Raw genomic sequence first — 18,505 nt, 5'->3', positions numbered from 1 at the left:
ACAGAGTGCGGATTTCGACAACGCCGACTACGGCACGGGGTCCCCGGCAAAGCCCGGTACTTGCTGAGCCGAATCCGCACCCTCACTTAGGATCCGCATTAGGAATAGGGCCTCATAGCGAGTGCGGAACCCTAGTGAGGGTGCGGGTTTCGGTGACGACGCCGATCCGCATGGCACGGATCGCTGCTCACGTCGCTCGGAGGCTGGCGCTTCCGTTGGGACGGTTGTCAGACTGCCAGGCAGCCGGGGCCGAGTAGTGCCTTCAGGTCGCCCATCAGCGCCGACGACGGGGTAACCCGCAGGCTGTCATCGAGTTTCAGTAGCGTTGTCTTCTCGCGGGCCCCTACGTGACGGATGTGCACGTCAGCGGTGCCGGGGTGGCGGGAGAGGATGCGCTTGAACTCGTCGATCTTGTCGGGGGTGCACATGCGGGTGGACATGACTACCGCCAGTGGTTTCGCGACACCGATGGAGGACAGGTCGGGTACGGCGAGATCGTTGGCGATCAACGAGATTCGGTCGTCGCGTACCGAAACGCGCGCCTTCACCAGCACCACCGCGTCCTCGACCACGTCCATCCCGTATACCGAGTAGGCCTGCGGGAAGAACAGCACCTCGATGCCACCGGCCAGGTCTTCCAGCTGCGCCGACGCCCACGCGAGGCCGTTCTTGTTGATCCGCCGGTTCACCGAGGCGAGGATGCCGCCGACGGTTACCTGGGTGCCGTCCTTGATGTCACCTTCGAGGATCGCCGGAATATGCGTATCCGATTGCGCCGCAAGGACATGCTCGACGCCGTTGAGCGGATGCCCGGACACGTACAGGCCGAGCATCTCGCGCTCGAGCGCCAGCTTGTGCTTGGACTCCCACTCGTCGTCGGGCACCTTCACGTTGAACACCGAGGACACCGACTCGTCCGCGTCCACCCCACCGAACAGGTCGAACTGCCCGATCGCCTCGGCCTTCTTGGTGGACATCACCGCGTCGATGGCGTCGGAGTGGATCAGCAGCAGGCCCTTGCGTGGGTGCCCCAGCGAGTCGAATCCGCCAGCCTTGATGAGGGATTCGGTGACCTTCTTGGTGCAGGCGACCGCGTCGATCTTGTTCAGATAGTCGGAGAAGTCGGTGAACTTCGACTTCTCCTTGCGCGCCGCGATGATCGAGGACACCACGTTGGCGCCGACGTTGCGCACCGCGCCCAAGCCGAACCGGATGTCCTTGCCGACCGAGGCGAAGTTCAGCTCGGATTCGTTGACGTCCGGCGGCAGCACGGTGATGCCGAGGCGGCGGCAGTCCGACAGGTAGACCGCGGCCTTGTCTTTGTCGTCACCGACGGAGGTGAGCAACCCGGCCATGTATTCGCCCGGATAGTTGGCCTTGAGGTAGGCGGTCCAGAATGAGACGAGGCCGTAGCCCGCGGCGTGCGACTTGTTGAACGCGTACCCGGCGAACGGAAGGATGGTGTCCCACAGGGCCTTCACTGCGGCCTCGGAGAATCCGTTGGCGGTCATACCCGCGTGGAAGCCCTTGTACTCGGCCTCCAGCACCTCGAGCTTCTTCTTACCCATGGCCTTACGCAGCGCGTCGGCCTTACCCATCGAGTAGGAGGCGACCTTCTGCGCGATGAACATGATCTGCTCTTGGTAGACGATCAGGCCGTAGGTCTCCGAGAGGATGTCCTTGAGCGGTTCCTCGAGCTCCGGATGGATCGGCGAGATCGGCTGCCGGTTGTTCTTGCGGTCGGCGTAGTCGTTGTGCGCGTTCATGCCCATCGGGCCCGGCCGGTACAGCGCGAGCACCGCGACGATGTCGTTGAAGCCGGTCGGCTGCATGCGGCGCAGCAGGTCGCGCATGGGACCACCGTCGAGCTGGAACACGCCGAGAGTGTCGCCGCGGGACAGCAATTCGTAGGTGGCCGGGTCGTCGAGCGGCAGCGTGTCCAGGTCCAGGTCGACGCCGCGGTTGGCCTTGATGTTCTCCATCGCGTCACCGATGACGGTCAGGTTGCGCAGCCCGAGGAAGTCCATCTTCAGCAGGCCGATGGCCTCACAGGACGGGTAGTCCCAGCCGGTGATGATGGCGCCGTCCTGGGCCCGCTTCCAGACGGGGATGGTGTCGGTGAGCGGCTCGGACGACATGATCACCGCGCAGGCGTGCACGCCCGCGTTGCGGATCAGGCCCTCTAGGCCGCGGGCGGTCTCGTAGATCTTCGCGACATCCGGGTTGTTGCCGATGAGCTCGCGGACCTCGGCAGCTTCCTTGTACCGCTCGTGGTCCGGGTCGGTGATGCCGGCCACCGAGATGTCCTTGGCCATGATCGGCGGCGGCAGCGCCTTCGAGATCTGGTCGGCGATGGCGAAACCGGGCTGACCGAACAGCACGCGCGCCGAGTCCTTGATCGCGGCCTTGGTCTTGATGGTGCCGAAGGTGATCACCTGGGCCACCCGGTCGCTGCCCCACTTCTCGGTGGCGTAGCGGACCATTTCACCGCGGCGGCGATCGTCGAAGTCGATATCGATATCGGGCGCGGACGGGCGTTCCGGGTTCAGGAACCGTTCGAACAGCAGGCCGTGCGGGATCGGGTCGATGTTGGTGATGCCGAGCGAGTAGGCGACCAGCGAACCGGCCGCCGAACCACGGCCGGGGCCGACCCGGATGCCGACCTCTTTCGCGTGCGAGACGAGGTCGCCGACGACGAGGAAGTAGGCGGGAAAGCCTTTCTGCTTGATGACGTCGAGCTCGAAGTAGGCGCGGGTGTAGTACTCCTCGGGCACACCGTCCGGGAAACGGCGGGCGAGCCCGCGGTCGACTTCCTTGCGCAGGAACGAATTCTGGTCGTCGCCCTCGGGCACCGGGAACACCGGCATGCGGTCCTTGAAGGCCCACACGTCGTCGTAGGGCTGCACGCGCTCGCCGATGAGCACGGTGTTGTCGCAGGCGCCGGGGACTTCCGCGTCCCACAGGGCGCGCATCTCCTCGGCGGACTTCAGGTAGTAGCCGTCACCGTCGAACTTGAACCGGGTGGGGTCGCTGAGCGTCTTGCCGGTCTGAATACACAGCAGCGCTTCGTGGTTGGTCGACTGGTCCTTGGTGACGTAGTGGCAGTCGTTGGTCGCGATCGGCGGGATGCCGAGCTTCTGACCGATGTCGATGAGTCCCTCTCGGACCCGGCGTTCGATGGACAGGCCGTGGTCCATGATCTCCAGGAAGAAGTTGTCCTTCCCGAAGATCTCCTGCCACTTGGCCGCCGCCTCCAGTGCCTCGCGGTCGTGGCCGAGGCGCAACCGCGTCTGCACCTCGCCCGACGGGCAGCCGGTGGTCGCGATGATGCCCTCGGCGTACTGGGCGATGATCTCCTCGTCCATCCGCGCCCACTTGCCGAGCTGACCTTCCAGCGACGCCAGCGAGGACAGCTTGAACAGGTTGCGCAGCCCGGTCGCGTTCTCCGCGACCATGGTCATGTGCGTGTAGGCGCCGGAGCCGGAGACGTCGTCGCCCTTCTGGCTCGGATCGCCCCACTGGATGCGCTTGGTGTCGAACCGGGAGGCGGGCGCGATGTAGGCCTCGATGCCGATGATCGGCTTGATACCGGCCTTCTTCGCCGAGTTGTAGAACTCGGAGGCGCCGTACATATTGCCGTGGTCGGTCATCCCCACCGCGTTCATTCCCAGCCGATTCGCCTCCGCGAACAGAGGCGATATTTTGGCCGCACCGTCGAGCATGGAGTACTCGGTGTGGTTGTGCAGGTGAACGAACGATCCGGACGAGGCGGCCAAGACGGTCCTTCCTCCCAAGGTCTCGACGGGGGTTGGCCTAGCGATTCTAGGCACGTCGGTATGACATTTTTTCCGAGGCGCGCGGCGCGCAACGCGACGTCCCAGGAGGGCCCGGCGTGTCGGTGTCGAAGATCACCGGCGCGTCTGGCGAGTCGCCCTGGAGCTGTCTGATTTCCGCGAGTGACGTCTAGCGCGGACCGGTTGACCCTACTCTGGCGTACTCGCGCAGGCCGCAGCAGTCGGCAGCGACACACACGGTCAGGTTTGCTTGCGCCAGACGAATTTCAAACCGGACCAATCATTGTCGAGCGCGGCGACCTTCACGTCCACGACGCCGATCGGCAGCAGCAGCTCCCGCAGATCGTTCTCGGCGATGTCGCTGACGTGTCCGCCCGCCTTGCGTGGCCAGGCGATCCACAACCCGCTGCCCCTCGGCAGCCGCGCCGCCAGGTCCGGCGCTTCGTCGGCCAGGTCGGCATGTGTGCGATAGAAGGCGAGGACTACATCGGGGGTTCCGGCGCCGGCGATCTCGACATCGGCCGGGAGATCGGGGATCTGCCAGCCCGGCGGCCGGTGCCGCAGCACGACCCGGTGACCGGGCTTGATGCCGAGCTTCTTGGCCAACGGCGTTCCGGAGTAACCGGCTGTCATGGCTCGACTGTAGATCCGCGATGACCGCCTGCCCCTGAAATCGAGGGCATCGAATCGGGGATATCAGCCCGCGGAAGGGGCATAGTCGAGGGGATACGAGTGATCCCAAACCTGTCGAGGTGTTGATGAATTCGCTCAGAGCACTTTTCGCGATTCCTGCCGTACCCGCCGTCGCCGTGGCCGCCATGGTCGCCACGTCGGCGCCCGCCGCCGCCCAGATCGTCGACCAGTTCGACAGTTTCTACTCGCTCACCGATGGCCTCTGTGTCGCTCAGGTCAGCTCCGCGGTGACGAGCAACGCCTATCCGGAACACGCGGCGTTCAGCGTGGCGACCACGATGTTCGGCGCGGGCAGCTGCCACCTGTCGCTCACGCTGAACTGGCGCAATGTCGAAACCGGTGAGACCGGCGACTTCACGGTGACCGCGAACGGGCCCGGATATTGGGGCAACAGCGGCTACTCCGCCCTGTTCCACCCCGGCATCGGCCGGTTCACCGCCACCATGACCGTCGGCGCGGCGCACATCCCCGAGCCCGGCTCAGTGGAATTCCGGGTCGACCCCTACCAGGGCTAGCCGGACTACACCGGTCAGGACCGCGAAACCGCCACCACCCGCGCGGCGGACGCGATAATCGGCGCATGAACGCACCGCCACGGTTTCCGGGACCCCGATGACGACGACCGTTGTCGCGCTCCTCGTCTCGGCGACGCTGATCGCCGGGGCACTGGCCATCTGGCCGCGGACGCGCCGGGTGGTGACCACGCCCGCCGAGCGGGCGGTGCATTCGGCGCTGCATACCGCGTCGCTGGCGGCTATCCCGTTGCGGCGCGGGCTCACCGCGCAGTCGGCGCAGGAGTCCGCGCCGCATCTGCGGGTGCTCACCGGGGCCGAGGCGCTCGGCGTCGCCGACCCGGATGGCACGCTGCTCGCCTGGGACGGGCCGCATGCCGAACTCGCCGAACACTTCACCGAGGCGGCCAAGCGCGCCGTCGCCGGTGAACGGCCGGTGCTCGTGTCCGGGCCGGGCAGTGGCGAGCACGCGGGACGCACCCTCATCGCGCAGCCGCTGCTGATCGACAGCACCGGGGTGGCCGGGGCGATCGGTGTGGTCACCACCGGGCAGCCGGGGCCGGGCTGGCTCGGGGCGGTGGCGGAGGTCGCCAGGTATGCCTGCGGCCAGCTCGAACTGGCCGAACTGGACGCCTCGCGGGCCCGGCTCGACCGCGCTGAGGTGCGGGCGTTGCGGGCCCAGATCAGTCCGCACTTCATTTACAACGCGCTCAACACCATCGCCTCGTTCGTGCGCACCGACCCGGACCGAGCCCGCGAACTGATCCTCGAATTCGCCGACTTCACCCGCTACTCGTTCCGCGCCGCGGGCGAATTCACCGTGCTGGCCGACGAATTGCGCAATATCGAGCGTTATCTCGCCCTGGAACGCGCCCGCTTCGGCGACGCGCTCGACGTGCGCCTGCAGATCGCGCCGGAGGTGCTCGGCGTGGTCCTGCCCTTCCTCGCGCTGCAGCCGCTGGTGGAAAACGCGGTCCGGCACGGCCTGGCCGGCGCCACCCGTGGCGGCACCGTGCACATCACCGCCACCGACGCGGGCACCGACTGCCTGATCAGTGTCGAAGACGACGGCGTCGGCATGGATCCCGAACTGCTCCGCTCCGGCGCCCTCGACGCCATCGAAACCGGCAGCGGCCCAGCAGGTTCCGGCGAATCGGCGCACGTCGGCCTGGCCAACGTCGACGACCGCCTGCGCGCCGCCTTCGGCAACGACTACGGCCTCATCGTGGAAACCGCCCCCGGCGCGGGCACCAAGGTCTCCCTGCGCGTCCCCAAGTTCCGCGCGGGCATCCAGGCGTGAATCGAGTCGGACGAGCGCGGGCGAACTCGAGGATTGACTGTTTACGATGGAGCGGTTGTGACGCGGTCCACCGATAACGCGGTCGGCACCCTGCGGGTGCTGGCCGTCGACGATGAAAAGCCTGCTCTGGACGAGCTGGTGTATCTGTTGCGCGCCCAGCCCGGCGTCGGCGAGATCCACGACGCGGCCGACGCGACCACCGCGTTGCGGGTGTTGCGGGCACATCCGGTCGACGCGGTGTTCCTGGATATCAATATGCCCGGGTTGGACGGGATGGAGCTGGCGGGCATTTTGTCGGAGTTCGCGAACCCGCCCGCGGTAATTTTCGTGACGGCACACGATGATCGGGCGGTGGCCGCCTACGATCTGGGCGCGGTCGACTATCTGCTGAAGCCGTTGCGTGAGGCGCGGCTGGCCGAGGCGGTGCGCCGGATCGCGTCGACCCGCGGCGCACCGGCTCCCGTCGTCGATGAACCGCGAGCCGATCCGAGTGAGGTCATTCCCGTCGAGCTTGGCGGGGTCACCACGCTGGTGCCACGGTCGAGCGTCAGCTGGGTGGAGGCGGATGGCGACTACGCGCGCCTGCACACCAGCGATGGCTCGCACCTGGTTCGGATTCCGTTGTCCGCGTTGGAGTCCCGGTGGCAGGACGCGGGATTCCTGCGCGTGCACCGTTCTTACCTTGTCGCGTTGCGACTGGTGACCGGCCTGCGCACCGTCGGCACCGGAACCGTGGTGTGCCTGCGAGCCGACGGCAATGCCACGGCGGTGGAGTTGCCGGTCAGCCGCAGGCAGGTGCGTGAGCTGAAACAGCGGCTGGTGCACGGACCTCGGCAACAGTGGACCGGCCAGTGACCGGGCCGCACCGCCCCGCCCGCCAGCGCGTGGTGCTATCGGAACGCCGTGGCGCGCGGCGGGTGCGCACGCGGATGGAGGTGGCCGAGCAGACCGAGATCGGCGAGGCCTTGATCGGCGGCCTGATCCGTGCCCAGCTCGGCCTCGCGTTGCGGCTCGGCTTGGTCATTGTCGTCGTGTTGTGCTCACTCCCGGTGCTTTTCGGGATCGGCACGGTCGGCTCGACGGTGGTGTTCGGCATCCGCCTGCCGTGGCTCCTACTCGGCCTCGCCGTCTACCCACTCCTTTATCTCGCCGGACGCTTATTCGTCCGCCTGGCCGAACGTAACGAGCAGGACTTCCTCGACCTGGCCGAGGACTGACATGCCGGCCCGCCCAGCAAGCAGAGCTGACGGAGGGGCGCGGTGACCGCTGGGACGGTGCCGTGGTTGACGGTGCTCGCGCTGCTGTTCGCCGCACTCGCGACTGTCGCCATCGGGGCCTACGGGGTTCGGTTGGCGCGCACCACCTCTGACTTCCTGGTTGCCTCGCGCAGTGTCAGATCCGGGTGGAACGCCACCGCGATCTCCGGTGAATATCTCTCGGCCGCTTCGTTTCTCGGCGTTGCGGGGCTGATCGCGAAGTACGGCGCGGATGCGCTGTGGTATCCGGTGGGATTCACCGCAGGCTATCTCTCGCTGTTGCTGTTCGTCGCGGCGCCGCTGCGGCGGTCGGGCGCCTACACGGTGCCCGACTTCGCCGAATTCCGTTTGGGCTCGGTGCGATTGCGCAGATTGGCCGCGACCGTCGTGGTGCTGGTGTGCGCGGTGTACCTGATTCCGCAGTTCCAGGGTGCCGGGTTGACGTTGCATACGCTGCTCGGCCTGCCCGATTGGGTGGGCGCGGCGGCGGTGGGGGTCATCGTGATCGCGAACGTGGCCGGCGGCGGCATGCGGTCGATCACGCTGGTGCAGGCGTTTCAGTATTGGTTGAAGTTGACCGCGGTGGCGATTCCGGCGCTGGTGCTGCTCGGCCATTTCCTGACCGAGGATCAGCAGCTCGGTGCGCCCGCTCCCCCGGTGGTCACCGAGCGCACAGTGGTGGACGTGCGCACCGCCGTGGTGGTGCAGGTCGCTGCGGCACAACAGGTTTCGATCACCGGAACCCTGGACGACAGTCCGGTGAGCGGTCAGGTGCTGCTGACCCCTGGCCCGCACGAGCTGTCGCCGGGCACCGAAATGGTGCTCGAGGCGGGCGCCGCGGTGCCGGTGGTGGCGGGTGCGCCGGCGGATGGCAGCGAATGGCTGGAGCCGGGCGGCGGGTTCGGCGGCGCGCACCCGACATATCAGGTGTATTCGCTGATCATCGCGACCTTCCTCGGCACCATGGGCTTGCCGCACGTACTGGTGCGCTTCTACACGAATCCAGACGGTCGAGCCGCACGCGCGACGGCCGTGGCGGTCATCGGACTTGTCGGATTGTTCTACCTATTCCCGGTGCTGCTAGGGGTTTTCGCGCGGCTGTACGTGCCGCAGCTGTTGATCACCGGAACCTCCGACGCGGCGGTGGTGCTGCTGCCGGGCTCGGTGGTGGGTGGCCTGCCTGGACAATTGCTGGCCGCGCTGGTGGCGGCGGGCGCGATCGCGGCGTTCCTGTCCACGTCGTCGGGACTGCTGGTGAGCATCGCGGGCGTGCTGAGCACCGACATGCTGCGCGGGCGAATTCGCGACTTCCGGGCGGCGGCGCTGGTGGCCGGTGGTGTGCCGCTTACCCTTTCGATCACCGTTGCCTCACTCGACCTGTCGCGCACCGTCGGTCTCGCCTTCTCGGTGGCCGCCTCGACCCTGTGCCCGCTGCTGGTGCTCGGCATCTGGTGGCGCGGACTGACGGCGACGGGTGCGGCGGCCGGGCTGACCGCGGGCGGGCTGGTCTCCGGTGGCGCGACGGTGGTGTCGGTGACCGGCGGCCTGTCCGACGAGGTGGCAGGCGGGTGGCCCGCCGCACTGGTCGGCTATCCGGCGGCAATCAGCGTGCCGCTGGCGTTCGCGGCAATGGTGTTGGTCAGCAAGGTGACTCAGGGCCCCGGCGGCCGCCGGGTCGGCCGCATCTTCGTCCGCATGCACGCCCCCGAGCGGCTCGGCATGGGCGCCGATCGCGAACGCGGTCTGCGCTCGAACTGAGCCGTCGCACGGGGATCCGCCGCCGACCGCTCGTCGTGCCACACCGACCGTTCACCGCACAATCGGCCGTCTTCCCGGAGTGACCCACGCCACATCATCGTTTCCTCATACGGGCCTGGCTACGGTGCTGAGCAAGTAAGCCATGTCAGAAGCTAGGACGACCATGACTAGTACAGAACTCGACGGCACCGCCCCCCGGCGCACGCCGAGTGCAGACGAATTCATCGATGTGCAGGCCAGCCCGGACTTTCAAGAATTACGAACGCGCCTGCGTCGCTTCGTCTTTCCGATGACTGCCCTGTTCCTGGTGTGGTACCTCAGCTATGTGCTGCTCGGCGCGTACGCGCACGACTTCATGGCGCACAAGGTCTTCGGCAATATCAACCTCGGATTGTTGCTCGGTCTGGGGCAGTTCGTCTCCACCTTCGCCATCACCGCGCTCTACGTCCGGTTCGCCAACCGGGAACTGGATCCGCGCGCGGCGGCCCTGCGCGACAAGCTCGAGGGGGGCCACGCGTGAATCAGATCAGCACCTATGCCGCCGCCGCGACCGTCGGCAACCCGACGGCCAATATCGCCATCTTCGCGGTATTCGTCGCGATCACCATGGTCGTGGTCGTCCGGGCCAGCCGTAACAACGCTACCGCCGCCGACTTCTTCACCGGCGGCCGTGGCTTCTCCGGCCCGCAGAACGGCATCGCCATCGCAGGCGACTATCTCTCCGCCGCAAGCTTTCTCGGTATCGCGGGCGCCATCGCGGTGTACGGCTACGACGGGTTCCTGTACTCCATCGGGTTCCTGGTCGCCTGGCTGGTCGCACTGCTGCTGGTCGCCGAAATGCTCAGGAACACCGGCAAATTCACCATGGCCGATGTGCTGAGCTTCCGGCTCAAGCAGGGCCCGGTGCGCACCGCCGCGGCGTTGACCACCCTCGCGGTGTCGCTGTTCTACCTGCTCGCGCAGATGGCCGGTGCCGGTGGCCTGGTCGCGCTGCTGCTCGACATCTCCGACAAGACCGGGCAGTCCATCGTGATCGCCGTGGTCGGCGTGCTGATGATCGTGTACGTGCTGGTCGGCGGCATGAAGGGCACCACGTGGGTGCAGATCATCAAGGCGGTGCTGCTGATCGTGGGCGCCGCGCTGATGACGGTCATGGTGTTCGCCAAGTTCGGCTTCAACCTGTCCGACATTCTCGGGTCGGCCCAGGAGCATGTGACCGGGTCGAAGGCCAAGGGCGTCGCCGCCCGCGACGTGCTCGCGCCCGGCGCGCAGTACGGCGCCACCGCCACCTCGAAACTGAACTTCCTGTCTCTCGGTTTGGCGCTCGTGCTCGGCACCGCGGGTCTCCCGCATGTGCTGATGCGCTTCTACACCGTGCCTACCGCGAAGGAGGCGCGCCGATCAGTCGTGTGGGCGATCGGGCTGATCGGCGCGTTCTACCTGTTCACCCTGGTGCTCGGCTACGGCGCCGCCGCGATCGTCGGGCCGGACCGGATCCTGGCCGCGGCGGGCGGACAGAACTCCGCGGCGCCGTTGCTCGCGTTCGAACTGGGCGGCGTGGTCCTGCTCGGCGTCATCTCCGCGGTCGCGTTCGCCACCATCCTCGCGGTGGTCGCGGGGCTCACCATCACCGCGGCGACCTCGTTCGCGCACGACATCTACGCCGGAGTCATCAAGCGCGGCAAGGTCGATGACGCCAAGCAGGTGCGAGTCTCCCGGATCACCGCGGTGGTGATCGGCGCGATCGCGATCGGCCTCGGCATCCTCGCCAACGGGCAGAACATCGCGTTCCTGGTCGCGCTGGCGTTCGCGGTGGCGGCGGCGGCGAACCTGCCGACGATCCTGTACTCGCTGTTCTGGAAGCGGTTCAACACCACCGGCGCGCTGTTCAGCATGTACGGCGGCCTCATCTCGACCATCGTGCTGATCGTGTTCTCGCCCGCCGTGTCGGGTACCGCGAGCTCGATGCTGCCCGGCTCCGATTTCGATTGGTTCCCGCTGTCCAACCCCGGAATCGTGTCCATTCCACTGGCTTTCGTGCTCGGCGTGGTCGGGACGTTCCTCGGCAAGGCCGACGAGAACCCGGCCAAGGCCGCCGAGATGGAGGTCCGCTCGCTGACCGGTGTCGGCGCCGAGAAGGCGGTGGTGCACTGATCACTGACCGATAGTTGTTGTCCCCCTTGTTCTCTCGTTAGGAGATATCGCGTGACCAGCGCAACCACCGATCCCCGCGACAGCACCGCACCGGCGGCCTACCCGCCCGGCGAGGCCTTCGCCTCGACGGCGAATGCCGATGCGGGACTGTACGACCTGGCGGCAGGGGACCGGTTGGCGTTCTGGGCGGAGCAGGCGCGGCGGCTGTACTGGGAACAGCCGTGGACGCAGGTTCTGGACTGGAGCGACGCGCCGGTCGCGCAGTGGTTCGTCGGCGGCAAGCTCAATGTCGCCTACAACTGCGTCGACCGGCACGTGCTGGACGGGCACGGTGACCAGATCGCCATTCACTGGGAAGGCGAGCCCGGCGATTCCCGCGATATCACCTATGGCGAACTCCGCGACGAAGTATCGAGGGCGGCAAACTATCTGACCGAGCTGGGGTTGCGGGCGGGTGATCGGGTCGCCATCTATATGCCGATGGTGCCCGAGGCCATCGTGTCGATGCTCGCCTGCGCCCGGCTCGGGCTCACCCACTCGGTGGTGTTCGCCGGTTTCTCCCCCACCGCCCTGCGCCAGCGGGTGGACGACGCGGGGGCGCGGCTGGTGATCACCACCGATGGGCAGTGGCGGCGCGGGACGGCGGCGCCGCTCAAAGCAGCCGTCGACGAGGCGCTGGGCGGGGCGCGATCGACCGTCGAGCACGTACTCGTGGTGCGGCGCACCAACATTGATGTGCCGTGGACCGAGGGCCGGGATCTGTGGTGGCACGACACCGTCACCGACGCCTCGCCGGAGCACGAGGCGCAGGCATTCGATGCCGAGCATCCGCTGTTCATCCTCTACACCTCCGGCACCACCGGAAAGCCCAAGGGCATCCTGCACACCTCCGGCGGCTACCTGACCCAGACCGCCTACACCCACCACAACGTCTTCGATCACAAAGCCGGACAAGACGTTTACTGGTGCACCGCCGACATCGGCTGGGTCACCGGACACAGCTACATCGTCTACGGACCACTCGCCAACCGAACCACCCAGGTGGTCTACGAAGGCGCGCCCAACTCCCCGGACGAGCACCGGCACTTCCAGATCATCGAAAAGTACGGCGTCACTATCTATTACACGGCGCCGACGCTGGTGCGGACGTTCATGAAGTGGGGTCGCGAGATCCCCGACGCCCACGATCTGTCGTCGCTGCGGCTGTTGGGCAGCGTCGGCGAGCCGATCAATCCGGAGGCCTGGCGCTGGTACCGAGAAGTCATCGGCGGCAACCGCACGCCGATCGTGGACACCTGGTGGCAGACCGAGACCGGCGCGATCATGATCTCGCCGCTGCCCGGCGTCACTATCACCAAGCCGGGTGCCGCGACGGCCGCGCTGCCGGGTATCTCGGCGAAGGTGGTCGACGATGACGGCGCCGAACTCGACCGCGGCGCAGCCGGATTGCTGGTGCTCGACCAGCCGTGGCCGTCGATGCTGCGCGGCATCTGGGGTGACCCACAGCGTTTCCGCGCGACCTACTGGGACCGATTCGCCGCCGCCGGTTGGTATTTCGCCGGTGACGGCGCGAAGCTCGACGACGACGGCGACCTCTGGGTGCTCGGCCGGGTGGACGACGTGATGAACGTGTCCGGCCACCGGATCTCCACCGCCGAAGTCGAATCCGCGCTCGTCGAACATGCTTCGGTCGCCGAGGCAGCGGTCGTCGGCGCCAGCGACGACACCACCGGCCAGGCCATCGTCGCCTTCGTCATCCTCACCGCGGGCGCGGCGAACACCGGCGACCCGCTCGTCACCGAGCTGAAATCGGCGGTGTCACGCGAGATCAGCCCCATTGCCCGTCCACGCGAGATCCATCTCGTCCCTGAGCTGCCGAAAACACGCAGCGGCAAGATCATGCGCCGCCTGCTCCGCGACATCGCCGAAGGCCGCGAGCTGGGCGATACCTCGACCTTGGTAGACCCCAAGGTTTTCGAGGCCATCGCCCGCGGGTAGCCCCCGCCCCGGTGACGGACCCGGCCACCCGAAATGGCGATGAGGGGACGGGTCCGTCGCCCAGGGAATCGAGGGCGTGTGCGCGGCTCGACGCGTGGTTAGGCTGGTGGGGTGCGAGTCACCGTGCTTCGCCTTTCCGCCGTCCTCGGCTCTTTCCTGCTGATCGCCGCCTGCCTGCTGTCCGGCGCGCCGGGCGCGCGAGCCCAGATCGACAAGCGCTGCTTCACCAATGGCGCGGGCACCCGCTGCTACTACCTGCACGTGCCGCCCGGTGCGACCGCGGGCAGGCCGCTGATGGTGTACCTACACGGTTGCGACGATCCGATCGATCATCCGGAGCCGACCGGCTTCTCGCTCACCCGGGTCGCCGACGAAATGGGCTTCGTGCTCGCCTATCCGCTGCAGGATCCGGCGGCGAACAAGGAGCTGTGCTGGAACTGGGACAAGGCCGGGAATCAGCGGCGCGGCGAGGGCGAGCCGTCCATTATCGCGGGCCTCAGCACCGCGTTGATCGATGAGTTCCAGCTCGATCGGTCGCGCGTCTACCTGGGTGGCTACTCGGCGGGCGGCGCGATGACCACCGTTCTCGGTGCCACCTATCCCGACCTGTACGCGGCGATCGCGCCGATGGCGGGCGCGCCGTACCGAACCCGACCCGAGGGCCAGGTCATCATCGACGCGATGGGCGAACGAGCCCGCCCGATGCCGACCTTCTTCGTGCAGACCCTCTTCGATGAGATCAGCACCATCGTGATCGGCCGGTCCAACCTCGCGCAGTGGCTCGCGGCCGACAATCTCGCGGATCCGGGTTCGGCGCCGACCCTGCCGACCGCCGTGCAGGTTCTCGACGTCGGGCAGGGACTGCCGAACCCGCTCACCGTCGAGCATTACGCCAGTCCCCGCGGATGCGAACTCGCGCAGTTCACCACCCCCCTGCTGGCCGAGCACGCGATCGGCGCGTGGCTGATGCAGCAGGATCACGGCATCGAACTCCAGCGAAACCTGATGCGATTTCTGTTAGCACACCGCATGTCGCCACCACACCAAACATGCTGAAACCTGCAGCGCCCCACAATCCCCCAACCGATTCCGAGGTTTCCGAAGCAATCGCCAGGGGGTAACCCCCCAGCGGCGGACCTGGCCACCGCAGCGTTGAGGGGGGCCAGGTCCGCCGCCAGGCCCCGCGTTCAGAGCTTGATGATCCGCAGGCCCGGCATGGCGGCGTAGTCGCCGTCCTGCGTCGCGATCGGAATGTTGTACGTCAGTACGGTGGCTGCGATCCAGCCGTCTGGCTCAACGTCTCTCGCAACTCTTCGAGCAAACCTGTCGTATCAGGGCCGAGCCGGGTCAGCACCTCGAGTATTTCCGACGCGGGTATCCATTGCCGCCGCCGAGGTCGCAGGATGATCGCTGCCATCAGACGATTGTCTCGCACGGTTGAAGTGCGCACGGTCGATTGACACGCCGATAGCTGGCTGTCGTCGATGTCTGGTTGAACCGCCCGGTGGGCTGCCCCGTTGACAAAGCGAAGAGCGGTAACCGGTGCGGCATTACGTTCGAGGATCGCTTCGGCCGGTTGGCCGACGGGTAGACATCGAGGAGACCCTATGAAACGTCTTGGGCCTTGGCTCACTTTGGCGGCTGTGGCTGTGCTCGGTGTGGTGCTGCTGATCGTCAATATGTCCAAGGAGAGCGAGCCTGCTGCGGCGAAACCGAATACGCCGGTAGTGACGAGCAGCGCCGTTGCGGCACCACCTACTACCGCCGCGCCAACCAGCAATCCGCCTGCACCGGTGCGGTTTCCGGCGAAGGCTGACTATGTCGGCACAATTCCGCTGGTGACAGGTGCTCCGATCACGCTGTCGATCACCGTCCAGGAGGACAAGGCGATTGCCTATGCCTGTGACGGGAAGGCGGTCGAGTCGTGGTTGCAGGGCAGTGCGGCCAGTGGCGCACTACAGCTGACCGGGAAGAACGACGCCAAGCTAGCCGGCCGCTACGACGGCAAGGTGGTCACCGGCACGCTGTGGCTCGGACCCCGGAAATGGGACTTCACCGCCGCGCCGGTGCAATCGCCCGCCGGACTCTATGTCTACAACGAGGGCGGCGCGCGGCAGAGCTGGATCGTCGACGCCAACGGCACCGTGACCGGTGTGCGGCGCGCCGCCGACGGTGCGACCTCCCCGGCCGCCGGCCTGGCCCCCGACGCGACGGCAATCGTCAACGGCAAGAAGATAATCGCGAACAAGGTAAGTGGTGGTGACAGTGTCGGCTGATCGGAAGACGACGCCCATCCGGCGGCCGAGCGCAACGGCGGTCGCGGCCATCGCGATCCCGGTATTGATCGGTGCGGCGGTGTCGGTGCTACTCGGCGTCTACGCCAAAACGCATGAGCCGATGGGCTACTCGGTCAATATCGCGGGCTTCTCCAGCCCGCAGGCGGTCAAGACCTGGCTGGCCACCGTCGCCATCCTGCTCGCCCTGTGCCAATTGGTCTCGGCGCTGGCGATGTACGGCAAGCTACCGGTCGACGCACCGTCCTGGGTCGGCACCGCGCACGTCTGGACGGGCAGGCTCGCCGTGCTGGTCAGCGTCCCGGTCGCGGTGCACTGCCTCTACGCCTTCGGATTCGAGCAGTACGACACCCGGGTGCTGCTGCATTCATTACTCGGCTGCTTCTTCTATGGCGCGTTCGTCGCCAAGATGCTGCTGCTCACTCGAAAAGGGTTGCCCGGTTGGGTGATCCCGGTCGCGGGCGGCCTGGTGCTGGCCGTCCTGACCGGCATCTGGCTCACCTCGTCGCTCTGGTTTTTCCAGCACAACGGACTCGCCTTCTGATCGGAGATCGACCACATGACCAACGACGAATCGGTCCTCACCCGCCGCAGCGTGGTCGCGGGCGCCGTTGTCGCGGCGGCCGCACTGTCCGCGTGCTCCACCTACGGCAAGGAAAACGCCGCTCCCGCACCGAATCCCGCACCGACCGGCAATCCGACGACCCCAGGCCGGCCTGCTGGCAACGCACTCGCCAAGACCGCGGACATTCCGGTGGGCGGCGGCGTGATCGTCGGCGACACCGTGGTGACCCAGCCGAGCGCGGGCACCTTCGTCGGACTGTCCTCGACCTGCACGCATGCCGGCTGCACGGTCGCCTCGGTGTCCGGCGGCACGATCAACTGCCCGTGCCACGGCAGCAAGTACAAGCTGGACGGCACCGTCTCCAACGGCCCGGCAACCAAGGCGCTGGCCGCGAAAACCGTTCGGGTCGTCGGCGATTCGGTGGTGCCAGGCTAGTTGCTCATGGCCCCGGCACACCCTGCAGCCGACGCACCTGCACGGCGGTCAGATCGCTGAGCACCCCGTCCTCGACCGGTTCCGGCGCGGTCACCGCCACCTGCACCAGCGTGCAGCCGACCTGCACGATCGCGACCGAGGAATGCAGCGTCAGCCCATCGCTGGTGGTCCGCACCTGAAACGCGGCGGCGGCGTCGCCGACCCGCGGCGCAGTGAGACCGCCGACCCGGTAGTCGGCCGCGATATCGGTGGCGTCGTTGCCGGAGTAGTGCAGGCAGCGGCGCAAGGTCGCCTGCACCTCCGAAAACGCGGACGCCACCGCGTGATTCGGATAGCTCGCCGCATCGATATCGACGCTGGAGAAATTCGGACCCGAGTATTGAATGGACGCCTTGGCGAGCGAACCCGCCTGCTGCGCCCCGAGCGGAGTAAGGACTTTCGCGCACTCCGCCGGATCGGTCGGCGAGTCGTGCGCGCCGGCGGGCGCCTCGGCGCGGGTGGGCAGCATGGTGAAGTTCGGCGGCAGATTCGTGCTGGTCAACAGCTGGTCGTGGAGTCGGTCGGCATTGGCGATCGGGTCAGCGGTGACCGGCGCGGCGGTTACCGCCGGACCGAGTGGCGGCAATCCCGGCGACTCGGGGGCCGCCGATTTCGACGACCCGCACGCCGCGACGAGCGCGGTGGTCGCGGCGGCCAGCACCAGGGCAGACCCGCGGCTCACTCCGTCCACGACACCTGCGTGTCGATCGTCTGCTGCAGCACGCTCGCGCTGCGCGCATCGCGGTAACCCTGGTGGCCACCGACGGTGATGGACCCGGAGACCGGCAGCGGCAATCCGAGATCGACGGTGATGGTGCCGGTGCCCTGCATCACGTAGTCCTGGATGTCGAGCTTGCCCGCGTTGTTGGGCAGGTTCCACACCGCGGACTTCGGTTGCTGGATGACGTCCAGCTCGATGGTGAGCCGGTCGCCATCGCGCTTGGTGAGCGTCGCCGTGGTCACCTGATCGAGGGTGACGCCGCCGGCGATCTCCTGCCGCACCGTCCAGACCGCACCCTCGCCGACCGGCTGATCAGGGAACGCGATGGAACGGTAGACCGCCTGATAGAAGGCCTGCTCCAGCGCGGCCCGCGCCGGGTTGGGGATGTCCGGCGACGGCTCGAGCCGCAGCGCGGTGATGGTGCCGAGGTCGCTGAGGTCGAATCCGGCATGCGAGCCGCCGGTCTTGGTGAGCGCCTTGGCCAGCGACGGGTCCGGCGTGGTGACGGCGCCGAGCGTCAGATCGATGCCCTCGGCGTCGGTCTGCGCGGTCATCGGGATGGACAGCGCGGGCGCGGAAAAATCGCGCGCGGGCTGATCGTTGATCTGCTGGGCGATGCGGTGCGAGGTATGCAGCGTCACCTGCTGCACGGTGCCCGCCGGATAGTCGCGGTGCAGCAGCGAGCGCGGCTCGGCACCGGGCGAGACCAGGACGGTGGTCGCGGCCGGGATCGGCACCGTCACTTGCTTGCCGATGCCCAGCGGCTCGGTGCTGTCGGTCTCCGGGCGCGACTCCGAGCCACCGCTGCAGCCGGTTCCGAACGCGGTCAGGCCGACCGCGAGGACTATCAGCAGCACACCCGACCGCGCGAACCGAGGGATGTGGGGGGAAGACAACACCGTCACGAGCATCAGGGTACGACCGGTTCCTGAGTGTCAGCTGGGACTTGCGGGTGACCGCCGCACAACGTGTCGGGTAGCTCGAGA

At 67.3% G+C, this 18,505-nt stretch carries 17 protein-coding genes; 12 read left to right on the top strand and 5 right to left on the bottom strand.

Translation table 11 applies throughout. The annotated features are described in order from the left end of the window. Nucleotides 1–227: 227 nt before the first annotated feature. Both dnaE and ACIBCN_RS03465 read right to left on the bottom strand, forming a co-directional pair. Entirely contained in the window at nt 228–3,776 is a 3,549-nt protein-coding gene (gene dnaE, locus ACIBCN_RS03470) for a DNA polymerase III subunit alpha (RefSeq protein ID WP_396989857.1), read from the bottom strand. Nucleotides 3,777–4,034: 258 nt separating this feature from the next. Continuing rightward, a complete protein-coding gene (locus ACIBCN_RS03465; protein WP_396989856.1) occupies nt 4,035–4,427 on the bottom strand; it encodes a DUF3052 domain-containing protein in 393 nt (130 codons plus the stop codon). A 125-nt stretch (nt 4,428–4,552) separates the two neighbouring features. On the opposite strand from ACIBCN_RS03465, the gene ACIBCN_RS03460 reads away from it, so the two are divergent. From ACIBCN_RS03460 to ACIBCN_RS03420, 9 genes are all read left to right on the top strand, one after another. Continuing rightward, entirely contained in the window at nt 4,553–5,002 is a 450-nt protein-coding gene (locus tag ACIBCN_RS03460) for a hypothetical protein (protein ID WP_396989855.1), read from the top strand. 97 nt (nt 5,003–5,099) lie between these two features. Further along, nucleotides 5,100–6,299 (top strand): sensor histidine kinase, encoded by a 1,200-nt coding sequence (locus ACIBCN_RS03455; protein WP_396989854.1) that lies wholly within the window; start codon nt 5,100–5,102, stop codon nt 6,297–6,299. Between the two features lie 57 nt (nt 6,300–6,356). Then, on the top strand, nt 6,357–7,154 hold the full coding sequence (locus tag ACIBCN_RS03450) for a LytR/AlgR family response regulator transcription factor (protein ID WP_396989853.1): 798 nt from the start codon (nt 6,357–6,359) through the stop codon (nt 7,152–7,154). Beyond that, nucleotides 7,151–7,516, top strand: coding sequence for a hypothetical protein (locus ACIBCN_RS03445; RefSeq protein WP_396989852.1), 366 nt, complete (start codon nt 7,151–7,153; stop codon nt 7,514–7,516). Before ACIBCN_RS03450 ends, ACIBCN_RS03445 begins: the two co-directional genes overlap by 4 nt. A 42-nt stretch (nt 7,517–7,558) precedes the next feature. Next, on the top strand, nt 7,559–9,313 hold the full coding sequence (locus tag ACIBCN_RS03440; RefSeq protein ID WP_396989851.1) for a cation acetate symporter: 1,755 nt from the start codon (nt 7,559–7,561) through the stop codon (nt 9,311–9,313). Between the two features lie 163 nt (nt 9,314–9,476). Then, the gene (locus tag ACIBCN_RS03435; RefSeq protein ID WP_396989850.1) at nt 9,477–9,833 is read left to right on the top strand and encodes a DUF485 domain-containing protein; all 357 of its coding nucleotides are present in this window, start codon (nt 9,477–9,479) and stop codon (nt 9,831–9,833) included. After that, the gene (locus ACIBCN_RS03430; RefSeq protein ID WP_396989849.1) at nt 9,830–11,467 is read left to right on the top strand and encodes a cation acetate symporter; all 1,638 of its coding nucleotides are present in this window, start codon (nt 9,830–9,832) and stop codon (nt 11,465–11,467) included. The genes ACIBCN_RS03435 and ACIBCN_RS03430 overlap by 4 nt, the downstream gene beginning before the upstream one ends. 51 nt (nt 11,468–11,518) lie before the next feature. Further along, nucleotides 11,519–13,465, top strand: coding sequence for an acetate--CoA ligase (acs, locus tag ACIBCN_RS03425; RefSeq protein WP_396989848.1), 1,947 nt, complete (start codon nt 11,519–11,521; stop codon nt 13,463–13,465). A 111-nt stretch (nt 13,466–13,576) separates the two neighbouring features. Next, a complete protein-coding gene (locus ACIBCN_RS03420) occupies nt 13,577–14,521 on the top strand; it encodes an alpha/beta hydrolase family esterase (protein ID WP_396989847.1) in 945 nt (314 codons plus the stop codon). Between the two features lie 205 nt (nt 14,522–14,726). Here ACIBCN_RS03420 and ACIBCN_RS03415 read toward each other — a convergent pair whose 3' ends face one another. Then, nucleotides 14,727–14,882, bottom strand: a complete 156-nt coding sequence (locus ACIBCN_RS03415) for a hypothetical protein (RefSeq protein ID WP_396989846.1) — start codon at nt 14,880–14,882, stop codon at nt 14,727–14,729. 190 nt (nt 14,883–15,072) lie between these two features. Here ACIBCN_RS03415 and ACIBCN_RS03410 point away from each other — a divergent pair, with 190 nt between their 5' ends. From ACIBCN_RS03410 to ACIBCN_RS03400, 3 genes are read left to right on the top strand one after another with little or no spacing between them, the layout of a single operon-like run. After that, entirely contained in the window at nt 15,073–15,741 is a 669-nt protein-coding gene (locus ACIBCN_RS03410) for a hypothetical protein (RefSeq protein WP_396989845.1), read from the top strand. Next, entirely contained in the window at nt 15,731–16,303 is a 573-nt protein-coding gene (locus ACIBCN_RS03405) for a DUF6529 family protein (protein WP_396989844.1), read from the top strand. The genes ACIBCN_RS03410 and ACIBCN_RS03405 overlap by 11 nt, the downstream gene beginning before the upstream one ends. 15 nt (nt 16,304–16,318) lie before the next feature. Further along, nucleotides 16,319–16,759 (top strand): ubiquinol-cytochrome c reductase iron-sulfur subunit, encoded by a 441-nt coding sequence (locus ACIBCN_RS03400; RefSeq protein ID WP_396989843.1) that lies wholly within the window; start codon nt 16,319–16,321, stop codon nt 16,757–16,759. 4 nt (nt 16,760–16,763) lie between these two features. Here ACIBCN_RS03400 and ACIBCN_RS03395 read toward each other — a convergent pair whose 3' ends face one another. Together ACIBCN_RS03395 and ACIBCN_RS03390 are read right to left on the bottom strand one after the other, a co-directional pair. Continuing rightward, nucleotides 16,764–17,480: a hypothetical protein gene (locus ACIBCN_RS03395; RefSeq protein ID WP_396989842.1), complete on the bottom strand. Its 717-nt coding sequence runs from the start codon at nt 17,478–17,480 to the stop codon at nt 16,764–16,766. Beyond that, nucleotides 17,477–18,430 (bottom strand): hypothetical protein, encoded by a 954-nt coding sequence (locus tag ACIBCN_RS03390; protein WP_396989841.1) that lies wholly within the window; start codon nt 18,428–18,430, stop codon nt 17,477–17,479. The genes ACIBCN_RS03395 and ACIBCN_RS03390 overlap by 4 nt, the downstream gene beginning before the upstream one ends. Between the last annotated feature and the right edge of the window lie 75 nt (nt 18,431–18,505).

Origin of the sequence: Nocardia sp. NPDC051052 (genome assembly GCF_044456045.1) — a bacterium.
Classification (GTDB): domain Bacteria; phylum Actinomycetota; class Actinomycetes; order Mycobacteriales; family Mycobacteriaceae; genus Nocardia.
This window is presented reverse-complemented; position numbering and strand designations above follow the sequence as displayed.

What these genes read in the sequence shown, in the direction of transcription:
- ACIBCN_RS03410 (WP_396989845.1), top strand. Translation starts at nt 15,073, where the DNA reads ATGAAACGTCTTGGGCCTTGGCTCACTTTGGCGGCTGTGGCTGTGCTC.
- ACIBCN_RS03465 (WP_396989856.1), bottom strand. Translation starts at nt 4,427, where the DNA reads ATGACAGCCGGTTACTCCGGAACGCCGTTGGCCAAGAAGCTCGGCATC.
- ACIBCN_RS03415 (WP_396989846.1), bottom strand. Translation starts at nt 14,882, where the DNA reads ATGGCAGCGATCATCCTGCGACCTCGGCGGCGGCAATGGATACCCGCG.
- ACIBCN_RS03400 (WP_396989843.1), top strand. Translation starts at nt 16,319, where the DNA reads ATGACCAACGACGAATCGGTCCTCACCCGCCGCAGCGTGGTCGCGGGC.
- ACIBCN_RS03435 (WP_396989850.1), top strand. Translation starts at nt 9,477, where the DNA reads ATGACTAGTACAGAACTCGACGGCACCGCCCCCCGGCGCACGCCGAGT.
- ACIBCN_RS03390 (WP_396989841.1), bottom strand. Translation starts at nt 18,430, where the DNA reads ATGCTCGTGACGGTGTTGTCTTCCCCCCACATCCCTCGGTTCGCGCGG.
- ACIBCN_RS03460 (WP_396989855.1), top strand. Translation starts at nt 4,553, where the DNA reads ATGAATTCGCTCAGAGCACTTTTCGCGATTCCTGCCGTACCCGCCGTC.
- ACIBCN_RS03455 (WP_396989854.1), top strand. Translation starts at nt 5,100, where the DNA reads ATGACGACGACCGTTGTCGCGCTCCTCGTCTCGGCGACGCTGATCGCC.